This window comes from Saccharospirillum salsuginis, assembly GCF_014651855.1.
In the GTDB taxonomy this organism is placed as follows: domain Bacteria; phylum Pseudomonadota; class Gammaproteobacteria; order Pseudomonadales; family Natronospirillaceae; genus Saccharospirillum; species Saccharospirillum salsuginis.
Genome location: NZ_BMXR01000007.1, coordinates 256,630 through 274,352, shown reverse-complemented (window position 1 = coordinate 274,352; position 17,723 = coordinate 256,630). Strand labels below are relative to the sequence as shown.

The following is a 17,723-nucleotide window of genomic DNA, read 5'->3' as shown; positions in this document are numbered from 1 at the left end:
TTATACGGATTAGACTATGAGAACCAAGGGGTTTGCGTAATTTTCCCCCAAGTTAGGCCACAATTCCGCGATCCGCCACCAGACTCAACACTTCATCCAGAACGGCATCGATATTTTTATCGGTGGTATCGACGACGACGGCGTCCTCCGCCGGTACCAGCGGAGCCACCGAGCGGTTGCGGTCCCGGTCATCGCGCTCTTCGATGTCTTGCAGCACTTTCTCGTAGGTGGCGACGACACCGCCGTCTTGCAACTGTTTCAGGCGACGATGGGCACGCTCTTCCGCGGATGCGGTCATGAACACCTTCAACGGCGCGTCCGGGAAGACAACCGTCCCCATATCGCGGCCATCGGCGATCAGCCCCGGTTCGGTGCGAAAGGCGCGCTGGCGCTTGAGCAACGCATCGCGCACCCGCGAGAACGCCGCCACGCGCGAGGCGTTGGAGCCGACCTCCTCGGAGCGGATCTGACGGGTCACGTCATCCCCTTCCAACAGAATGACCACGGCGTCTTCCTGTTGCTTGAATTGAATATCCAGATGCTCGGCGATCACCGACAGGGCCGATTCGTTGCTGAAATCGACACCGTGGTTCATCGCGGCCAGGGCGGCCAGTCGATATAACGCCCCGGAATCCAGGTAGTGCCAGTTGAATCGCTTGGCCAGCAGACCGCTGATGGTCCCCTTGCCGACGCCACCCGGTCCGTCCAGAGTGATGACGGGTGCTTTGGTTTGCATAATTCAGTCCTCTACGGTCACCGAGTATCCGAGCCGGCTGGCGTGCTCGGCAAACCCGGGATAGGCGCCCAAAACACGCCCGGAATGTCTGATGATGACAGGGCGACTCGCCACCTGGGCGGCCACCATGAAAGCCAGTGCGACACGATGGTCACCGGCGCAGTCGACGATGCCGCCGTCGAATCGCCGGTCCGCACGGCCGCGGATGATGACGTCATCACCTTTCAGTTCTATGTCAGCGCCCAGCACAGTCAGGCCTTCGATCATGCGCTTGAGGCGGTCGGTCTCCTTGTAACGGAGCTCGCGAACCCCTTCGATACGGGTCTCGCCCTCGGCACGGGCCGCCAGGACGAACAACACCGGAAATTCGTCGATGGTGCGGCCACTGTAGTCGGTTCCATACACCCCGGCGCCGAGGGGCGCGTATCTTACCCGAAGATCGGCCACCGGCTCACCCCCCTGTTCGCGTTCATTCAACACCTCGACCGACCCGCCCATGTCAAGCAGGATGTCCAGAAAGCCGGTCCGGGTCGGGTTGACACCGATGCCGTCCAGCCGGATGTCCGAACCGGGAACCAGGGTCGCGGCCGCCATATGAAACGCCGCCAGGGAAAAGTCACCGGGAATGTCGAGATCCAGCGCCGGCAATCGCTTGGGGGGTGTAAAACTCAGCCAGCCGTCCCGAGTGTCGATATCGCATCCCAGCCCGGCCAACAGTCGTTCGGTATGATTGCGGCTGATTGTGGGCTCTTTCATACGGGCCGGCACCCCGGCGCACAGTGCGGCCAGCAGGACGGCGGACTTCACCTGGGCGCTGGCCATTGGCAATTCATAATCGATACTGTGCAGTGAATCGACCGGTCGGATCAGAATCGGCGCGGTACCCCGAGGCGTCAGCTCCAGCCGGGCGCCCATGGTTTCCAGCGGCTTCTGAATGCGATCCATGGGTCTCTGGCTCAGCGACGCATCGCCGATCAGCTCACTGGCGAAACCCTGAGCGGCCAGCACACCGGCCAGCAGCCGCATCGAGGTGCCGGAACATCCCATGTACAGCGGACTGTCGGCCTGTCGTAAACCTTTGAGTCCATGGCCGGTCACGCGCACTTCACCGGAATCGTCGTCCTGGATGTCGACTCCCAGTTTACGCAGAGCTTCCAGGGTCGTGCGGTTGTCGTCGCCCTCGCCGAAACCGCGTATGTGACTCTCGCCTTCGGCCAGAGCCGCCAGAATCACGGCCCGATGGGAAATCGACTTGTCGCCCGGCAGGCTCAGCGTACCGGACAGGCCGCGGTGCATGGGCGCGGTGATCAGGTTCTTGCGGACATCGTCACCATGACGCTGGCGGCTTTGCAGTATCTGAGTGAAGTAGTCACGAGCGGACTTGGCACGACCGAAGACATCGAGCAGCCGGTCGCCCTGGTGGTGCTCGATGGCCTGGGCCAGTTCGTCCAGATCCGCCTGGAATTTCCGCAGAATGCCCAGAGTCGCCTCGCCGTTGGCGAGAAAAATGTCGTGCCACATGGTCGGGTCCGAGGCGGCGATGCGGGTAAAATCGCGAAACCCGCCCGCGGCGTAGCGGAAGATCTCACGGTTCTCGGACTCCCGCGCCAGTGTATCGACCAGGGAAAACGCCAGCAGGTGTGGCAGATGACTGGTCGCCGCCAGCACTTCATCGTGGCGGGCCACTGGCATGGTGACCACTTCGGCACCCACGGCCTGCCAGAGTTTGGTCAGCGTGGCCACGGCGTCGTTTGAGGAAGACGGCAACGGCGTCAGAATCAGCATGTGGCGGTCGAACAAATCCGATTTGGCCGCCTCGACCCCGGAACGTTCGGCGCCGGCAATCGGGTGACCCGGCACGAAACCGGCCGGCAACGCACCCAAGACCTCGCGCGCGGCCTCGACCACCACACCTTTGACACTGCCGACGTCGGAAATGACAGTACGTTCGGTCAGATGGGGTTTGAAATCGGCCAGTACCGAGCGCATGGCCAGTACCGGCACGGCGATCAGCAAGACATCGAACGGAGGCACCCGGTCGGTATCGGCCACGACCTCGTCGATGATGCCGAGTTCGAGGGCACGCTCGGCGACACCGGGTGCGGCATCCATACCCAATACATGGGCGGACTGGGACAGGCGCAACGCCTTGGCAAAGGAAGCACCGATCAGACCCAGGCCGACGACCAGCACCCGGGGCAGAGCCGTCGCCGTCATAGAAAGACCAGCTCGCGTTCCAGGGATTCGATAAAGCGTTTGTTCTCCGCCTCCAGCCCGATGGATACCCGCAAATGCTTGGGCATGCCGTAGCTGGCGAGCGGACGCACAATGATGCCCGATTTCAACAGGCCATTATGCAGGGCGGCGGTTTTTTCCGACGAACCCACCTTGAACGTGATGAAATTGGTGACCGACGGAATGGTATCGAGACCCAGCCGGTCGAAGGCTTCGTTCAACTGCTCGCGACCGCGCTCGTTCAGGCTCAGGCTGGATTCCAGGAACGCCTGATCGCCCAGGGCCGCCTCGGCCGCCGCCAGCGCCGGGCTGGTCACATTGAACGGTTGGCGTACCCGGTTCAGCACGTCCGCCACCTGGGGGTGGGATACGCCGAAACCGATGCGCAACCCGGCCAGACCGTACGCCTTGGAAAAGGTTCGGGTGACGATCAGGTTCGGGTACTTGCGCTGCAGTTTGATGCCGCTCGGGTAGTTGTCCTGGTCGACGTATTCGGCATAGGCCTCGTCCAGCACCACCAGAACATGTTCCGGCACGAATTTCAGAAAGGCTTTCAGTTCGCCCTTGCTGATCCAGGTGCCGGTGGGATTATTGGGGTTGGCGATGAACACCACACGGGTGCGTTCGTTGATCGCCTCGGCCATGGCATCAAGATCGTGCCCCCAATTGCGGGCGGGTGTCACCACGGCCTTGGCCCCGGCCGCCTGAACCACCAGCGGATAGACGGCGAAGGCGTATTCGCTCATCACCGCTTCCATCCCGGGTTGCAGGTAAGCGCGGGCCACCAGTTCGAACAACTCGTTGGATCCGCAGCCGAGAGTGATTTGTTCGGCGTCGATGCTGTGCCGGGTGGCCAGCGCCTCTTTCAGACGATAGCCGCTGCCGTCCGGGTAGCGGGACAAATCGGCCAGCGTGCCCTCGATGGCTTCCTGCACCCGGGGCGAGAGCCCGAGTGGATTCTCGTTACTGGCCAGCTTGATGACGTCTTCAACGCCCAGCTCGCGTTTTAATTCATCCGTCGGTTTGCCCGGGACATAGGGGCTCAGTTCCTGAACCCCGGGGACAGCCAGTGCGATGTAATCACAACTCATAGCGGATCCTGTTGATTCGACGACTCGCGGCCCTGGGGTCCATTACAACACCGCTTTCGGGTAGGACCCCAGCACCTTCACTTCAACCGCCTTCTTGCGGATTTCATCCAGGGCCTGCCGGACATTGACGTCCTCGACATGGCCGGCGAAATCGATGAAAAAGACATAGGTCCAGTTTCCGGAGGGCGACGGCCGGGTTTCCAGACGCGTCATGTCCACGTTGTGGTCGCTGAACGGCTGCAACAGGTGATACAGCGCACCCGGTTCGTTGCGCATCGAAACCACGACGGAGGTCTTGTCGTCGCCGGAGACGCCGACGTCCTGGGTGCCGATAATCAGGAAACGGGTCGAATTGTCCGGCGCATCCTCGATCTTGTGTTCGATGATGTCCAGGTCGTACAACTGGGCGGCCATTTCACCGGCGATGGCGGCTGAATTCCACTCGCCGTGCACCCGACGCGCCGCCTCGGCGTTGCTGTTCACGGCGATGCGTTCGGCCATCGGCATATGGGCATCGAGCCATTTGCGGCATTGCGCCAGCGACTGCTGGTGGCTGTATACGCGGGAAATCTTGTCCCGCTGGGTATTCGGCCCGGCCATCAGATTATGATGAATGCGCAGCTCCACCTCGCCGCAAATGCGCAGGTTGGAGTTGATGAAACTGTCCAGGGTGTGGTTGACCACACCTTCGGTCGAGTTTTCCACCGGCACCACACCGTAGGTGCAGGCCCCCGCCTCGACTTCGCGGAAGACTTCATCGATGGCCGGCATCGGCTTGGAATGCACCCAACGGCCGAAATGCTTGACGGCGGCCTGCTGGGTGAAAGTGCCTTCGGGGCCCAGATAGGCCACTTCCAGCGGCTTCTCCAACGCCAGACAGGCGGACATGATCTCCCGGAACAAGCGGGCCATGTCCTCGTTGCCGAGCGGACCAATATTGCGCTCCATCACCCGGGTCAGCACCTGGGCTTCGCGCTCGGGGCGATAGAAAACGGCCGTATCCGGCGCGGCTTTCATTTTGACCTCGGCCACTTTCAGAGCGCACTGGGCGCGGCGGGAAATCAGCTGCAGGATCTCGCCGTCGAGCCGGTCGATCTCATCGCGCAGATCGGCGAGGTCCATGTTGTCGGGATTGACGGGTTTGGGAGCGTCCTGATCAGCCATGGCGTTGCTCGAAATCCTTCATGAAGTCCACCAGCCCCCGCACACCGGCGAGCGGCATGGCATTGTAGATGCTGGCGCGCATGCCACCGACACTGCGGTGACCCTGCAGGTTATAGAGACCGGCTTCTCCGGCCTCGGCCAGGAATCGATCGTTCAACTGTTCGTCGGCCAGTATAAAAGGCACGTTCATGCGTGACCGGTGTTCCAAAGCGATGGGGTTGCGGTAGAACTCGCTCCGATCGATGGCATCGTACAACAGGGCCGCTTTTTCGGCATTAATACCTTCGATGGCGCGCACACCGCCCTGCCCTTCGAGCCAATCGAACACCAGACCGGCCAGATAGATGGCAAATGTCGGCGGCGTGTTGACCATGGAGCCGTTATCCGCCTGCGCTTTATAGTTCAGTAGCGACGGTGTGTCGTGCATCACCTCGCCCAGCAGCGACTTACGCACAATGACCAGAGTCAGGCCGGCCGGGCCGATGTTTTTCTGGGCACCGGCGTAAATCAGGTCGAAGTCCTCGACATTGATCGGGCGGGACAGGATGCAGGAGGACATATCGGCCACCAGAGGCACGTCGCCGGTCTCCGGGACGTAATTGAACTCCACGCCACCGATAGTCTCGTTCGGCGTGTAATGCAGGTAGGCGGCATCCGCACCGACGGAGAATTCGTCGGCACGGACCGCGCGGCGATAGCCTTCGTCTTTGGTGGACGCCAGAACGCGCGTCTCGCCATAGCGACCGGCCTCCTTGATCGCCTTGACCGACCAGGCTCCGGTATCCAGAAATTCGGCAGCGCCACCGCGTGACATCAGATTCATCGGCACGCAGGAAAACTGCAGCGTCGCGCCCCCCTGCATGAACAGCACGGCGTAGTCCTCGGGGATGTTCATCAGCGTACGCAAGCGGGCTTCCGCGCCTTCCAGCACACTGACAAATTCCGGGGACCGATGGGACAATTCCATCACCGACATGCCGGTTCCCTGCCAGTCCGGCAGTTCTTCCTGGGCTCGTTGCATGACCGCCCCGGGTAACATGGCGGGGCCGGAACAAAAATTATATCCGCGCGTCATTGGTCTCAAGGTTTCCTGCGTTATCGTCTGTCGAACCGTTCACTCAGTGTCGGAGTCGGACTCGTCACCGTCGTCGGCCGCTTCCTCACCGGAAGCGTCCTGACCGGGTGCCGCCGGTTCGTGCTCGGCGTCCGGTGTCTCGGCCTTGTCCAGAACCGATTCGTCCTCGTCCGGCTCTTCGATGCGCTCGATACCGACCAGACGCTCATCCTCCGCCAGGCGAATCAATTTCACACCCTGGGTGTTGCGGCTGAGCACTGATATGCCCTCGACCGCGGTCCGCACCAGCGTACCCTGGTCGCTGATCAGCATGACCTCGTCCCCTTCGAACACCTGCTTGGCGCCCACCAGAGGACCATTTCGGTCGTTGGTCACCATGGCGATCACACCCTGGGTGCCGCGTCCTTTGGTCGGGAACTCGGTGACATCGGTACGCTTGCCGTAGCCGCGTTCGGAGGCGGTCAGAATAGTGCCGTCCTGCTGCGGAATGATCAGCGAGATCACCCGTTGCTCCGGTTGCAGCTTGATACCGCGCACGCCGCGTGCGGTCCTGCCCATGGCGCGGACATGCGACTCTTCAAAACGCACCACCTTGCCGGCATCGGACAGCAACATCACTTCACGCTTGCCGTCGGTCAGCGCCACGCCGACCAGGCGGTCGCCCTCGTCCACCGACAGGGCGATCAGGCCGGACGTACGGGGCCGGGAAAACGCCTCAAGCGACGTTTTCTTGACCGTACCGTTGGCTGTTGCCATGAAGATGTAGTGATCCGGATCGTACTCGCGGATCGGCAGAATCGCTGTCACCCGCTCATCGTTGTCGAGCGGCAACAAATTCACCATCGGCCGCCCCCGGGCGTTACGGCTCGCCTGCGGAACTTCGAACACACGCAGCCAGTACACCTTACCTCGGCTGGTGAAGCACAGAATGGTGTCGTGAGTATTGGCCACCAGCAGGTGTTCGATGAAATCGTCGTCTTTCAATGCCGACGCCGACCGGCCGCGGCCACCACGACGTTGCGCCTCGTAATCGGTCAGCGGCTGGGTCTTGGCGTAGCCGCCGTGGGAGATGGTGACCACCATGTCTTCCTCGGTGATCAGGTCTTCCATGGACAGGTCGAGACGGCTGGCGATGATTTCGGATTTGCGCTCATCGCCGAACTGGGACTTCACTTCGCGCAGCTCTTCACAGATCACTTCCATCAGCCGCTCATAGCTGTCCAGAATGCGCAGGTACTCGCCGATGTCGTCGATGATCTGCTTGTATTCGCCGATCAGCTTTTCGTGCTCCAGGCCGGTCAGCTTCTGCAGACGCATGTCGAGAATCTGTTGCGCCTGGGCTGGCGACAGGAAGTAGCGCTCGTCGTGAACGCCGTACTGGTCTTCCAGGTCTTCCGGGCGGGAAATATCGGCGCCGGCGCGTTCCAGCATGGCGGAGACGTCGCCCAGCTCCCAGCTTTGCGCCAGCATGCGCTCTTTGGCTTCGGCGCCGGTGGCACTGCCCCGGATCAGCTCGATCATCCGGTCGATATTGGCCAGAGCGATGGCCAGACCTTCGAGGATATGGCCGCGCTGGCGTGCCTTGCGCAGGTCGTAAATGGTACGCCGGGTCACCACCTCGCGGCGGTGACGGATAAAGGCGTCGAGCATTTCCTTCAGATTCAGCGTCTTCGGCTGACCGTCGACCAGGGCCACGGTGTTGATGCCGAAGACGGATTCGAGCTGGGTCTGGGCGTAGAGGTTGTTCAGCACCACATCGCCGGACTCGCCGCGCTTCATCTCAATGGCGATGCGCAGACCGTCTTTGTCCGACTCGTCACGCAGCTCGGAGATGCCCTCGATCTTCTTGTCCTTGACCAGTTCCGCGATCTTCTCGATCAAGCGGGCCTTGTTCACCTGGTAGGGAATCTCGTGGACGATGATGCTTTCGCGGCTGGTTTTCGGGTCGACCAGCACTTCGGCCCGGGCACGGATGTAGATGCGGCCGCGACCGGTCCGGTACGCCTCGACGATGCCCTTGCGGCCGTTGATGATGGCCCCGGTCGGAAAATCCGGCCCCGGGATGTATTGCATCAGATCGTCGACGGTCAGGTCCGGGTCGTCGATCAGCGCCAGACAGCCATCGATCACTTCATTCAGGTTGTGCGGCGGGATGTTGGTCGCCATGCCCACGGCGATACCGGAGGCCCCGTTGACCAGCAGGTTCGGCACCTTGGTCGGCAGTACGTCCGGGATCAGTTCGGTGCCGTCGTAGTTCTCGACGTAATCGACCGTTTCCTTTTCCAGGTCGGCCAGCAGCTCGTGGGCCAGACGGTCCATGCGGATTTCGGTGTAACGCATGGCCGCGGCGGAGTCACCGTCGATGGAACCGAAGTTCCCCTGACCGTCGACCAGGGTGTAGCGCATGTTGAAGGGCTGGGCCATGCGCACGATGGTGTCGTAGACGGCCGAATCCCCGTGCGGGTGGTATTTACCGATGACGTCGCCCACGACACGGGCCGACTTCTTGTACGGTTTGTTCCAGTCGGTGCCCAGCACGCTCATCGCGTACAGCACGCGGCGATGCACCGGCTTCAGGCCATCACGGACGTCAGGCAGTGCCCGGCCGACAATGACGCTCATCGCGTAATCGAGGTAGGACTGTTTCAGTTCCTCCTCAATATTAACGTGGAGGATTTCTTTGGCTAACTCACCCATGCGGTTCGGTATCCTTTATGCTCTGGGAGCCTGTCGATCAATGTTCGCAGACGCCTTAACAACCGGTCTCGGGGTGCCGAAACCGGCGTAAAACAGGGGCGAAATCATACCACAAATCAATGAGATAGATAGCGGGGAGCACAGGCGCACTGGTTAACCCGGCCGCCACCCACTAGAATGGCGACCCTGACTGATCATTCAACAAATCAAAGGGCTCACATGGAAACCATCGACACCTTGATCCACGCCCGGTGGATCGTCCCGGTCAACGCCAAGCGCGACGTCCTCACCGACCACAGCCTCGCCATTCGCGACGGCCGCATCGTCGACATCCTGCCGACCGATGCCGCCAAGATCCAATACCAGGCGAGCAACACGATGGACCTTGGCGACCAGGCCCTGATCCCCGGTTTCGTGAACGCCCACGGCCACGCCGCCATGGCCATGTTCCGCGGCCTGGGCGACGACCTCGAACTGATGACCTGGCTCAACGACCACATCTGGCCGGCCGAAGGCGCCTGGGTCAGCGACGACTTCGTCGGCGACGGCACCGAACTGGCCATCGCCGAAATGATCCGTTCCGGCACCACCACCTTCTCCGACAACTACTTCTTCCCGGCCGCCGCCGCCGAACGCGTATTGAAAGCCGGCGTCCGCGCCCAGCTCTGCTTCCCGACCATCGACTTCCCGACCAACTGGGCGAAAACCCCGGACGAACACATCGACCTGGGTATGAAAGTCGTCGAACAGTACAAGGGCAACGACCAGCTCAAGGTCATGTTCGGCCCGCACGCACCCTACACCTGCTCCGACGAGCCGCTAATCCGCATCCGCGATCTCGCCAAAAAGCACGATCTGATGATCCAGATGCACGTCCACGAGACCCAGACCGAAGTCGACGGCGAGCTCGAAAAACGCGGCAACCGCCCGGTCCGTCGCCTCAAGGAACTTGGCTTGCTCAACGACCGGTTCCAAGCCGTTCACATGACCGCCATGAACGAAGACGACATCGCGGACGTCATCGAAACCGGCGCCCACATCGTTCACTGCCCGGAATCCAACCTGAAACTCGCCAGCGGCTTCTGCCCCGTCGACACCCTGCAGAAGAAAGGCGTCAACGTCGCCCTCGGCACCGACGGCGCTGCCAGCAACAACGACCTCGACATGCTCGGCGAAATGCGCACCGCCGCCATGCTCGCCAAAGCCGTCGGCCAGAACGCCGTCGCCCTGCCCGCCATGGAAGCGCTCGCCATGGCCACCGTCAACGGTGCCATCGCCATGGGCTGGGACAGCGAGATCGGCAGCCTCGAAGTTGGCAAGCGCGCGGACATCACTGCCATCCGCCTCGACGACCTGGAAAGCCAGCCGGTCTACGACCCGGTTTCCCACATTGTCTACGCCTCCACCCGAGACCAGGTCAGCAACGTCTGGGTCGACGGCAAGCAGTTGCTGGCCGATCGCGAGCTGACGACTCTGGATAAGGACGGTATCATCAGTAATACGCGCCAGTGGCGGGACCGTATACAGAAGGGCTAGTCCAGACTAGCGCCTGGAATCCGCGCCGGCTGCCGGGTGGTCTCCTGAAGGGTCGCCATGAACCCGTCCATGGGGGCTTGGCGGCAGCATCCATGCTGCCGACACCCCTTCATGAGACCACCCGGCATCCGCCACTCGGTCTTGGAACAATTCACGCATCGAGACCTTACACCCAGGCTCATGACACGAACCCCATTCAATTGCACAGGTACGTCCGAGTGACTCAAAACATCGACCCTGCTGAACTCGCCAAGTTCGAATCCCTGGCCAGCCGCTGGTGGGACCCGAATTCAGAATTCAAGCCGCTGCACGATATCAATCCCGCCCGGGCCGGCTACATCGACCAGCATATCAACGTGGCCGGCAAAGACGTGCTCGACGTTGGCTGTGGTGGCGGTATCCTGACCGAGGCTCTGGCCCAGCGCGGCGCCCGGGTGACCGGCATCGACATGACCGAAGCCCCGCTCAAGGTGGCTCAATTGCATGCACTGGACAGTGAGCTCGAGGGCGTGACCTACCGGCAAATCACGGCCGAGTCCCTCGCCGAGGAACAGGCAGGCCAATACGATGTCATCACCTGCCTGGAAATGCTCGAGCACGTACCCGACCCAATGTCCGTCATCCAGGCCATTCATACCCTGCTCAAGCCCGGCGGCCTGGCGTTTTTCTCCACCATCAACCGCAACCCCAAGGCCTGGGCCATGGCCATTGTTGGCGCTGAATACGTCTTGAGACTGCTGCCCAAAGGCACCCACGAATACCGCAAACTGATTCGCCCGAGCGAGCTCAAGCGCTGGGCCGAGACCGCCGGATTGCAAGTTACGGAGTTCAAGGGCATGCACTACAACCCCTTTTCTCGCAACTGCTCGTTGAACGCCGACGTGTCGGTCAATTACCTGATGGCCAGCCGCAAGCCCGAGGACGTATGACCGCCCAGTCATCGCCCCGCGCCCTGTTGTTCGACCTGGACGGCACCTTGCTGGATTCGGCTCCGGCCTTCCTGACAGCACTGGACACCTATTGCGACCAAGTCGGCCGGCCGCGCATCACCGAGCACCGCGAGCATTATGCCTCCGCCGGCGCCCGGGCCGCTGTGGCCGAGCTGTACAACATCACCGCCGATCATCCGGACTTCGAGCGGCACCGGGCCGATTTCCTGTCGGTCTATCTCGACATTCCGGTCACGCTGAACCGCTGGTACCCGGGCGTCGAAGCCCTGATGACGCGTCTGACCGAAGACGGGGTGCCCTGGGGCATCGTCACCAATAAACCCAGGCCGCACACCGAGGCGGTGCTCGCCCACCTGCTGGCCGACACACCGCCACCGAGCCTGGTTTGCCAGGGCGACCTGCCGACGATCAAGCCGGACCCGGCGATGTTATTGGCGGCCGCCGAAGCGCTGAATCTGGATGCCAGCCACTGCCTCTACGCCGGCGATCACCTGCGCGACATCCAGGCCGCCAAAGCAGCGGGCATGCATTCTCTGGCTTGCACTTACGGCTATCTGCACGACAATGACACCCCCGAACACTGGGGCGCGGACGATCTGGTCCACACCCCGCACGAATTGACCGAAAAGGCACTGCAATGGCTGACACCTCCTCAACCCCTACACTGACCCGCGCCGATCTCGACCGCTCCCAAACGACGGACGCCCTCAAGGATCAGGTTATCCTGGTCACCGGCGCCGGTGACGGCATCGGCCAGGCCGCCGCGCTGGATTTCGCCCGAGCCGGCGCCCACGTCGTCCTGATTGGCCGCACCCAATCCAAGCTGGAGGCGGTCTACGACCGGATCGAGGAAGAAACCGACACCCAGCCGATCATCCTGCCGATCGACCTGGCGGAACTGACCATCGAGAACGCCCGCGAGCTGGCCTACGGCATCGAACAGAACTACGGCCGACTCGACGGTGTTTTGCTGAACGCCTCCCTGCTCGGCACCAAGATGTCGATCGCCCAATACCCGGCGGACATCTGGGACAAGGTCATGCAGGTCAACGTCAACAGCTGCTTCTATTTAACCCAGGCCCTGCTGCCGATGCTGGAAGCGGCAGAACATGGCCGCCTGATATTCACCACCTCGAGCGTCGGCCGTCAGGGCCGTGCCTACTGGGGCGCCTACGCCGTGTCCAAGTTCGCGACCGAAGGGCTGATGCAGATCCTGGCCGACGAGTTGAAGAACATCTCCAAGGTCCGCACCCACTGCATCAACCCCGGCGGCACCCGCACCGCCATGCGCGCCCAGGCCTACCCCGGCGAAGACCCGGCCAGCGTACCGGCGCCGGAAGAGCACATGCCCCTGTATCGGTATTTGATGAGTCCGGAGAGTCAGGGGTTGCATGGTCTGTCCGTGGATGCGCGGGACTTTCTGTAGGGTGGGCAGTGCCCACCATGGAAGTAATACTACCTACTGACTCTGACGACTTGGATGGTTGACGGCTTAACTCTAAAGGTCATGGTGGGCGACCGAAACGTCGGACCGTCCCACCCTACCTGATACGCGCTCGGCCAGCACGCCAACTCAAACGACAAATTTCTGACTCCGGCCCCTCCCCACCCACCGGCAAACCCTGTCCGCCCCGCCGATTTTCCGCCGCCATCTTCTCCAACCCCTTGATTTAACAGAGTTTTCCATATTGGCACGGATATCGCTAATACCTCTGAAAAGCGGCAATAAGCGGTAAACACCATGCCAACCAGCATCGGACAGAGCCACAAGTGGCAGGAACGCAAACACCTGCAGTCCACACCCGGCGACGCGGATCAGCTAAAAGACTTTCGTCTCCAGGTTTTGACCCAGTTGCAAACGACCCTGGACGTTGAACAGATCCTGCGAATCTTCCATGCGGAACTGCAACAATTGGTGCCTCTCGCCGGTTGCGATTACCACCTGCCCGGCCAAAGCATCAGCCTGAACCTGGGTGATACCGGACGGCACCGGTGCAGCTACCAGCTGTCGCTGAACGATGAGGATTACGGGGAGATCGCCTTTACCCGCAACCGTCGCTTTCAGGAGCGGGAACTGACGTTGCTGGAGTCGGTCATGGGGCTGCTGATTTACCCGTTGCGCAACGCCCTGAGCTACCGCCGCGCCATCGACACCGCCATGATCGACCCGCTGACCGGTCTGAGCAATCGGGGCGCCATGGCGATGACCCTGAATCGGGAAATCGACCGCTCGCGCCGACATCACCAGGACATGAGCATCCTGATGATCGACATCGACCACTTCAAAGCGCTGAATGACCGCTACGGCCACCTGACCGGCGACGATGTGCTGCGCCAGGTGGCGCGACTGATGGACGGCGCGATTCGCGGCTGCGACGCCTGCTTCCGGTTCGGCGGGGAGGAATTCCTGATCGTACTGTCCAACTCCAACCTGCCGCTGGCCCGACTGGTGGCCGAACGACTGCGGCAGACCGTCTATAACGAGACACGGTCACCGGATCCGAACAACCCGATCACCGTCAGCATTGGAGTCGCGCACTACGAAAATGAAGTGGATTGGCCCGAGTTGGTGAACCGGGCCGATCAGGCCTTGTATGAGGCGAAACAGGCGGGGCGCAACCGAGTTGTGGCGAGCCATGTGCGGTCTGTTGACGGAGAGTGGTTGTTGTAAGTTCTCCCTCTCCCTAACCCTCTCCCAGAGGGAGAGGGAACTGTTTGCTCCCCTCTCCCTCTGGGAGAGGGGTCGGGGGTGAGGGCTTTCTACACCGACTTGCGAACCGGCCGCGCCAAGCTGCCCTTGCGTCCACGCACGGCTCTTCGAGTCCGCTGACGCTGCATCTTGCGGCGATTCGGGTCATGCTGACCCTGTACAATCGATTTCCAGGGCGCCGGCTCCAGTTCCACTTGCCGTGCCAGCTTGTCGATTTCCGCCTTGGGCAGTTCTTTCCAGGTCCCGGCGCGAACGTCGGCATCCAGAAACACCGAGCCGTAACGCACCCGCTTCAGGCGCGACACCTTCAGCCCCTGGCTTTCCCACAACCGACGCACTTCCCGGTTGCGCCCCTCCAGAATCACAACGTGGTACCAGGTGTTGGCGCCGCTGCCGCCGAATTCCTGAATGTCGGTAAAACGCGCCGGGCCGTCCTCCAGTTCGACGCCCGCGTGCATGGTTTCCACATGCTCCGGGGTCACTTCGCCAAGCACGCGCACGGCGTACTCGCGATCGATCTGTCGGGACGGGTGCATCAGGCGGTTGGCCAGTTCACCGTCGTTGGTGAACAGCAGCAGGCCCGAGGTGTTCAAATCGAGTCGACCGACGACAATCCAGCGTTCGCCTTCGAGCTGGGGCAGTCGATCGAAGACGGTGGGCCGCCCTTCGGGGTCGCGTCGGGTGCATACCTCGCCTTCGGGCTTGTTGTACACCAACACCCGGCGTACCCGGGTTTCCTCGACCTTGATCGGTTTGCCATCCAGTTCCAGCGTATCGGACGCTCCGACCCGGTCGCCCAGCTTGGCCAGTTCACCATTGACCTTGACCCGGCCTTCCTCGATGGCCCGCTCCATATCGCGGCGGGAACCCTTGCCGGCCTTGGCCAGCACTTTTTGAACGCGTTCGTTACTCATCGGTATCGTCTCCGCCCGACTGGTCGTTCTCACGCCCGTCCAGCAAGGCTTGTTGTTGAGCCAGTTTTTCCTGAATGATGCGCCACTGCTCTTCTTCGGATAAGGGCGTATCGTCTGTGGATTCGTTATTTTCGGAGGCTTCATCCGAATCCTGTCGCGCACGGAGTGCGCTCCCACTGTCTTCGGAATCGTCACTCTCCTGGGTGGGCGCACCCCCGCCGTCCCCGGACTCGTCGCCTCCCTGTAGGAGCGCACTCCGTGCGCGACCCTCGTCGACCTCACCCTCGCTGCCCTCATCCTCATCGGACAACTCCAACCCCGGCTGATTGTGATTCGCGCGCTGGGCATCGAAGGCTTGCTCGATCGCTTCGTTGACGGCATCCATCTCCGACAACTGACCGTCCAGTTGTTCGTCGATGAATTCGTTCCCGGTCTTTCCGGTGCGTTCGCCTTCACGCAGCTTGTCGACCATGGCGCTGAAAGAGATTTCCGCCTGCTGGTCGACCGAACCGGCACTGTCCGGGTTCTGCCCGTCCGGCCCCGATTCGTTCAGCCCCATCTGGGGGTTTATATCGTCCAGATCCCGGATCTCGCCCAGGCTCGGCAATTGGTCCAGGCTGCGCAGTCCGAAGTAGTCGAGGAACTGGCGGGTGGTCGCGTACATGGCCGGTCGTCCCGGCACGTCCCGATGACCGACCACTCGGACCCATTCACGCTCCTGAAGCGTTTTAACGATGCTAGAACTGACGGAAACACCACGGACGTCCTCGATCTCACCCCGGGTGATGGGCTGGCGATAGGCAATCAGCGCCAGCGTCTCGAGCATGGCCCGGGAATAGCGGGCGGGGCGTTCTTCCCATAACCGACTGATCCAGTGACCGACATCGGAACGGGTCTGAAAGCGGTAACCACTGGCCACTTCGATCAGCTCGAATCCACCGCCCTGGTAATGCGCCATCAATTCGGCCACCAGGCTGCGCAGGATCTTGCGATGCGGGCGTTCGTGCTCCTCGAACAGAGCCGCCAGCTGGACAATGGACAGCGCCGTACCGGCCGCGAACAGAGCCCCTTCCAGAATGCGCTTGACCGCTTCCGGGGAGTGGCCGCCGTAGGGGTCGCCCTTTTCGGTGACCTCTTCCTCGTCTTCACCGTCGGCTTCATCCGCGCCGAGCGCATCGGGGTCGTCGTGGGCGGCCGGGTCCGTATCCGGAGCGGAAGCGTCAGCTTCCGTGGCATCGCTGTCTTCCTGTCGCGCACGGCGTGCGCTCCCACCAGAATCCTCGGATTCGCCATCACCTTCCTGTGGGAGCGCACGCTGTGCGCGACTGTCGGCCCCCTCGGATTCCCGATCGCCCTCCTGTGGGAGCGCACTCCGTGCGCGACTATCGCCCCCCTCGGATTCCCGATCGCCCTCCTGTGGGAGCGCACTCCGTGCGCGACTGTCGGCCCCCTCGGCTTCCCGATCGCCCTCCTGTGGGAGCGCACGCTGTGCGCGACTGTCGGCCCCCTCGGCTTCCCGATCGCCCTCCTGTGGGAGCGCACTCCGTGCGCGATCGTCGTTCAAGGCCTCCTCACTCTGGTCGGCCTCGTTCATCTCATTCTTCTGATCATCAAAGTCCGTCATGCACTGCGAGCCTTAACGTGAATGGGCGCGAACGCCTCGTTCTGAATCAGGTCAATCAGGGATTCCTTGGTCAATTCCATCACCGCCAGGAAGGTCACCACCACGCCCAGGCGTCCTTCGCGCGGGTCGAACAAAGTGATGAACGGCACAAACGCCGTGCCGTTCAGGCGCTCCAGCACCTCGCCCATGCGCTGACGGGTGGACAGCGTCTCGCGCTGAATCTCGTGTTCCTCGAACATATCCGCCCGCGCTAACACTTCCTTGAGCGCCAGCAGCATCTCACGCATGTCGACATCCGGGTGCAGCCGGGGCCTTTCGTAATCGGGCTGATGTTCCGATGTGGTGAAGATGTCGCGTCCAACCCGGGGAATCTCGTCCAGGTTCTCGGCGGCGGTCTTGAACTGTTCGTACTCCTGCAGGCGCCGAATCAGTTCCGCGCGCGGGTCTTCCTCTTCCTCGTCGTCCTCGTCCTTGGAACGCGGCAGCAGCATCCGGCTTTTGATTTCCGCCAGCATGGCCGCCATCACCAGGTATTCCGCCGCCAGCTCGAGCTGCAAGGCGTGCATCAACTCGACGTATTCCATGTACTGCTCGGTGATCTGGAAGACGTTGATGTTGAGAATATCCAGGTTCTGCTTCTTGATCAGGTACAACAGCAGGTCGAGTGGGCCTTCGAAGGCATCCAGAAAGACTTCCAGCGCATCCGGCGGAATGTAGAGATCCATGGGGATCTGCGTCATCGCCTCACCTTCGATCACCGCGAACGGCATCTCTTTCTGTTCGGCCTTCGCCTGGTCGCGCAGGCGTTGCAGCGCGCGTTCCTTGGGTGATTGAACGTGGTGAATCACCGGAATCTCGGTCGGCTCGAACAGCGTCCGGGCATTTTCCCGCGTGGGCACGGGCGCCTGCCCGACGCGCTCGTCGGCGTTGGATCGATCGGTAGCGTCTTTCGGGGTCGAAGGCGTGTCGGGTGTATCCGCCATGGTTATGT

The 17,723-nt window shown here is 61.9% G+C and carries 14 protein-coding genes; 5 read left to right on the top strand and 9 right to left on the bottom strand.

The genetic code is table 11. The annotated features are described in order from the left end of the window. Positions 1–52 precede the first annotated feature (52 nt). From cmk to gyrA, 6 genes are read right to left on the bottom strand one after another with little or no spacing between them, the layout of a single operon-like run. Positions 53–736 carry a (d)CMP kinase gene (gene cmk / locus IE111_RS15295; RefSeq protein ID WP_189610282.1) on the bottom strand — a complete coding sequence of 228 codons (684 nt, stop codon included), beginning with the start codon at positions 734–736 and terminating at the stop codon, positions 53–55. A gap of 3 nt (positions 737–739) precedes the next feature. Further along, positions 740–2,953: a 3-phosphoshikimate 1-carboxyvinyltransferase gene (gene aroA, locus IE111_RS15290; RefSeq protein ID WP_189610281.1), complete on the bottom strand. Its 2,214-nt coding sequence runs from the start codon at positions 2,951–2,953 to the stop codon at positions 740–742. Continuing rightward, positions 2,950–4,062, bottom strand: coding sequence for a histidinol-phosphate transaminase (gene hisC, locus IE111_RS15285; RefSeq protein ID WP_189610279.1), 1,113 nt, complete (start codon positions 4,060–4,062; stop codon positions 2,950–2,952). The genes aroA and hisC overlap by 4 nt, the downstream gene beginning before the upstream one ends. A 42-nt stretch (positions 4,063–4,104) precedes the next feature. Beyond that, positions 4,105–5,226 carry a prephenate dehydratase gene (gene pheA / locus IE111_RS15280; protein WP_229805378.1) on the bottom strand — a complete coding sequence of 374 codons (1,122 nt, stop codon included), beginning with the start codon at positions 5,224–5,226 and terminating at the stop codon, positions 4,105–4,107. Continuing rightward, entirely contained in the window at positions 5,219–6,301 is a 1,083-nt protein-coding gene (serC, locus tag IE111_RS15275; protein ID WP_189610277.1) for a 3-phosphoserine/phosphohydroxythreonine transaminase, read from the bottom strand. The genes pheA and serC overlap by 8 nt, the downstream gene beginning before the upstream one ends. A 39-nt stretch (positions 6,302–6,340) precedes the next feature. Then, entirely contained in the window at positions 6,341–8,998 is a 2,658-nt protein-coding gene (gene gyrA / locus IE111_RS15270) for a DNA gyrase subunit A (protein ID WP_189610275.1), read from the bottom strand. Between the two features lie 219 nt (positions 8,999–9,217). On the opposite strand from gyrA, the gene IE111_RS15265 reads away from it, so the two are divergent. The 5 genes from IE111_RS15265 to IE111_RS15245 all read left to right on the top strand — a co-directional run bounded on the left by IE111_RS15265 (position 9,218) and on the right by IE111_RS15245 (position 14,155). Then, positions 9,218–10,534 (top strand): TRZ/ATZ family hydrolase, encoded by a 1,317-nt coding sequence (locus tag IE111_RS15265; protein WP_189610273.1) that lies wholly within the window; start codon positions 9,218–9,220, stop codon positions 10,532–10,534. Between the two features lie 218 nt (positions 10,535–10,752). Next, positions 10,753–11,463, top strand: coding sequence for a bifunctional 2-polyprenyl-6-hydroxyphenol methylase/3-demethylubiquinol 3-O-methyltransferase UbiG (gene ubiG, locus IE111_RS15260; protein WP_229805377.1), 711 nt, complete (start codon positions 10,753–10,755; stop codon positions 11,461–11,463). Continuing rightward, a complete protein-coding gene (locus tag IE111_RS15255; protein ID WP_189610269.1) occupies positions 11,460–12,152 on the top strand; it encodes an HAD family hydrolase in 693 nt (230 codons plus the stop codon). Before ubiG ends, IE111_RS15255 begins: the two co-directional genes overlap by 4 nt. After that, the gene (locus IE111_RS15250) at positions 12,122–12,910 is read left to right on the top strand and encodes a YciK family oxidoreductase (RefSeq protein ID WP_189610267.1); all 789 of its coding nucleotides are present in this window, start codon (positions 12,122–12,124) and stop codon (positions 12,908–12,910) included. The genes IE111_RS15255 and IE111_RS15250 overlap by 31 nt, the downstream gene beginning before the upstream one ends. Positions 12,911–13,225: 315 nt before the next feature. Continuing rightward, on the top strand, positions 13,226–14,155 hold the full coding sequence (locus IE111_RS15245) for a GGDEF domain-containing protein (protein ID WP_189610265.1): 930 nt from the start codon (positions 13,226–13,228) through the stop codon (positions 14,153–14,155). 89 nt (positions 14,156–14,244) lie between these two features. Here the strand turns inward: IE111_RS15245 and rluB are convergent, their stop codons facing one another. From rluB to IE111_RS15230, 3 genes are read right to left on the bottom strand one after another with little or no spacing between them, the layout of a single operon-like run. After that, complete coding sequence (rluB, locus tag IE111_RS15240) at positions 14,245–15,108, bottom strand: 23S rRNA pseudouridine(2605) synthase RluB (RefSeq protein ID WP_189610263.1); 864 nt, start codon at positions 15,106–15,108, stop codon at positions 14,245–14,247. Continuing rightward, positions 15,101–16,732, bottom strand: a complete 1,632-nt coding sequence (gene scpB, locus IE111_RS24730) for an SMC-Scp complex subunit ScpB (RefSeq protein ID WP_308427544.1) — start codon at positions 16,730–16,732, stop codon at positions 15,101–15,103. Before scpB ends, rluB begins: the two co-directional genes overlap by 8 nt. After that, positions 16,729–17,715 carry a segregation and condensation protein A gene (locus IE111_RS15230; protein ID WP_189610262.1) on the bottom strand — a complete coding sequence of 329 codons (987 nt, stop codon included), beginning with the start codon at positions 17,713–17,715 and terminating at the stop codon, positions 16,729–16,731. Before IE111_RS15230 ends, scpB begins: the two co-directional genes overlap by 4 nt. Positions 17,716–17,723 lie beyond the last annotated feature (8 nt).

Coding starts and splice junctions, on each gene's coding strand:
- IE111_RS15230 (WP_189610262.1), bottom strand. CDS start 17,715: ATGGCGGATACACCCGACACGCCTTCGACCCCGAAAGACGCTACCGAT.
- scpB (WP_308427544.1), bottom strand. CDS start 16,732: ATGACGGACTTTGATGATCAGAAGAATGAGATGAACGAGGCCGACCAG.
- pheA (WP_229805378.1), bottom strand. CDS start 5,226: ATGGCTGATCAGGACGCTCCCAAACCCGTCAATCCCGACAACATGGAC.
- cmk (WP_189610282.1), bottom strand. CDS start 736: ATGCAAACCAAAGCACCCGTCATCACTCTGGACGGACCGGGTGGCGTC.
- rluB (WP_189610263.1), bottom strand. CDS start 15,108: ATGAGTAACGAACGCGTTCAAAAAGTGCTGGCCAAGGCCGGCAAGGGT.
- IE111_RS15250 (WP_189610267.1), top strand. CDS start 12,122: ATGGCTGACACCTCCTCAACCCCTACACTGACCCGCGCCGATCTCGAC.
- aroA (WP_189610281.1), bottom strand. CDS start 2,953: ATGACGGCGACGGCTCTGCCCCGGGTGCTGGTCGTCGGCCTGGGTCTG.
- serC (WP_189610277.1), bottom strand. CDS start 6,301: ATGACGCGCGGATATAATTTTTGTTCCGGCCCCGCCATGTTACCCGGG.
- gyrA (WP_189610275.1), bottom strand. CDS start 8,998: ATGGGTGAGTTAGCCAAAGAAATCCTCCACGTTAATATTGAGGAGGAA.
- IE111_RS15245 (WP_189610265.1), top strand. CDS start 13,226: ATGCCAACCAGCATCGGACAGAGCCACAAGTGGCAGGAACGCAAACAC.
- hisC (WP_189610279.1), bottom strand. CDS start 4,062: ATGAGTTGTGATTACATCGCACTGGCTGTCCCCGGGGTTCAGGAACTG.
- IE111_RS15255 (WP_189610269.1), top strand. CDS start 11,460: ATGACCGCCCAGTCATCGCCCCGCGCCCTGTTGTTCGACCTGGACGGC.
- IE111_RS15265 (WP_189610273.1), top strand. CDS start 9,218: ATGGAAACCATCGACACCTTGATCCACGCCCGGTGGATCGTCCCGGTC.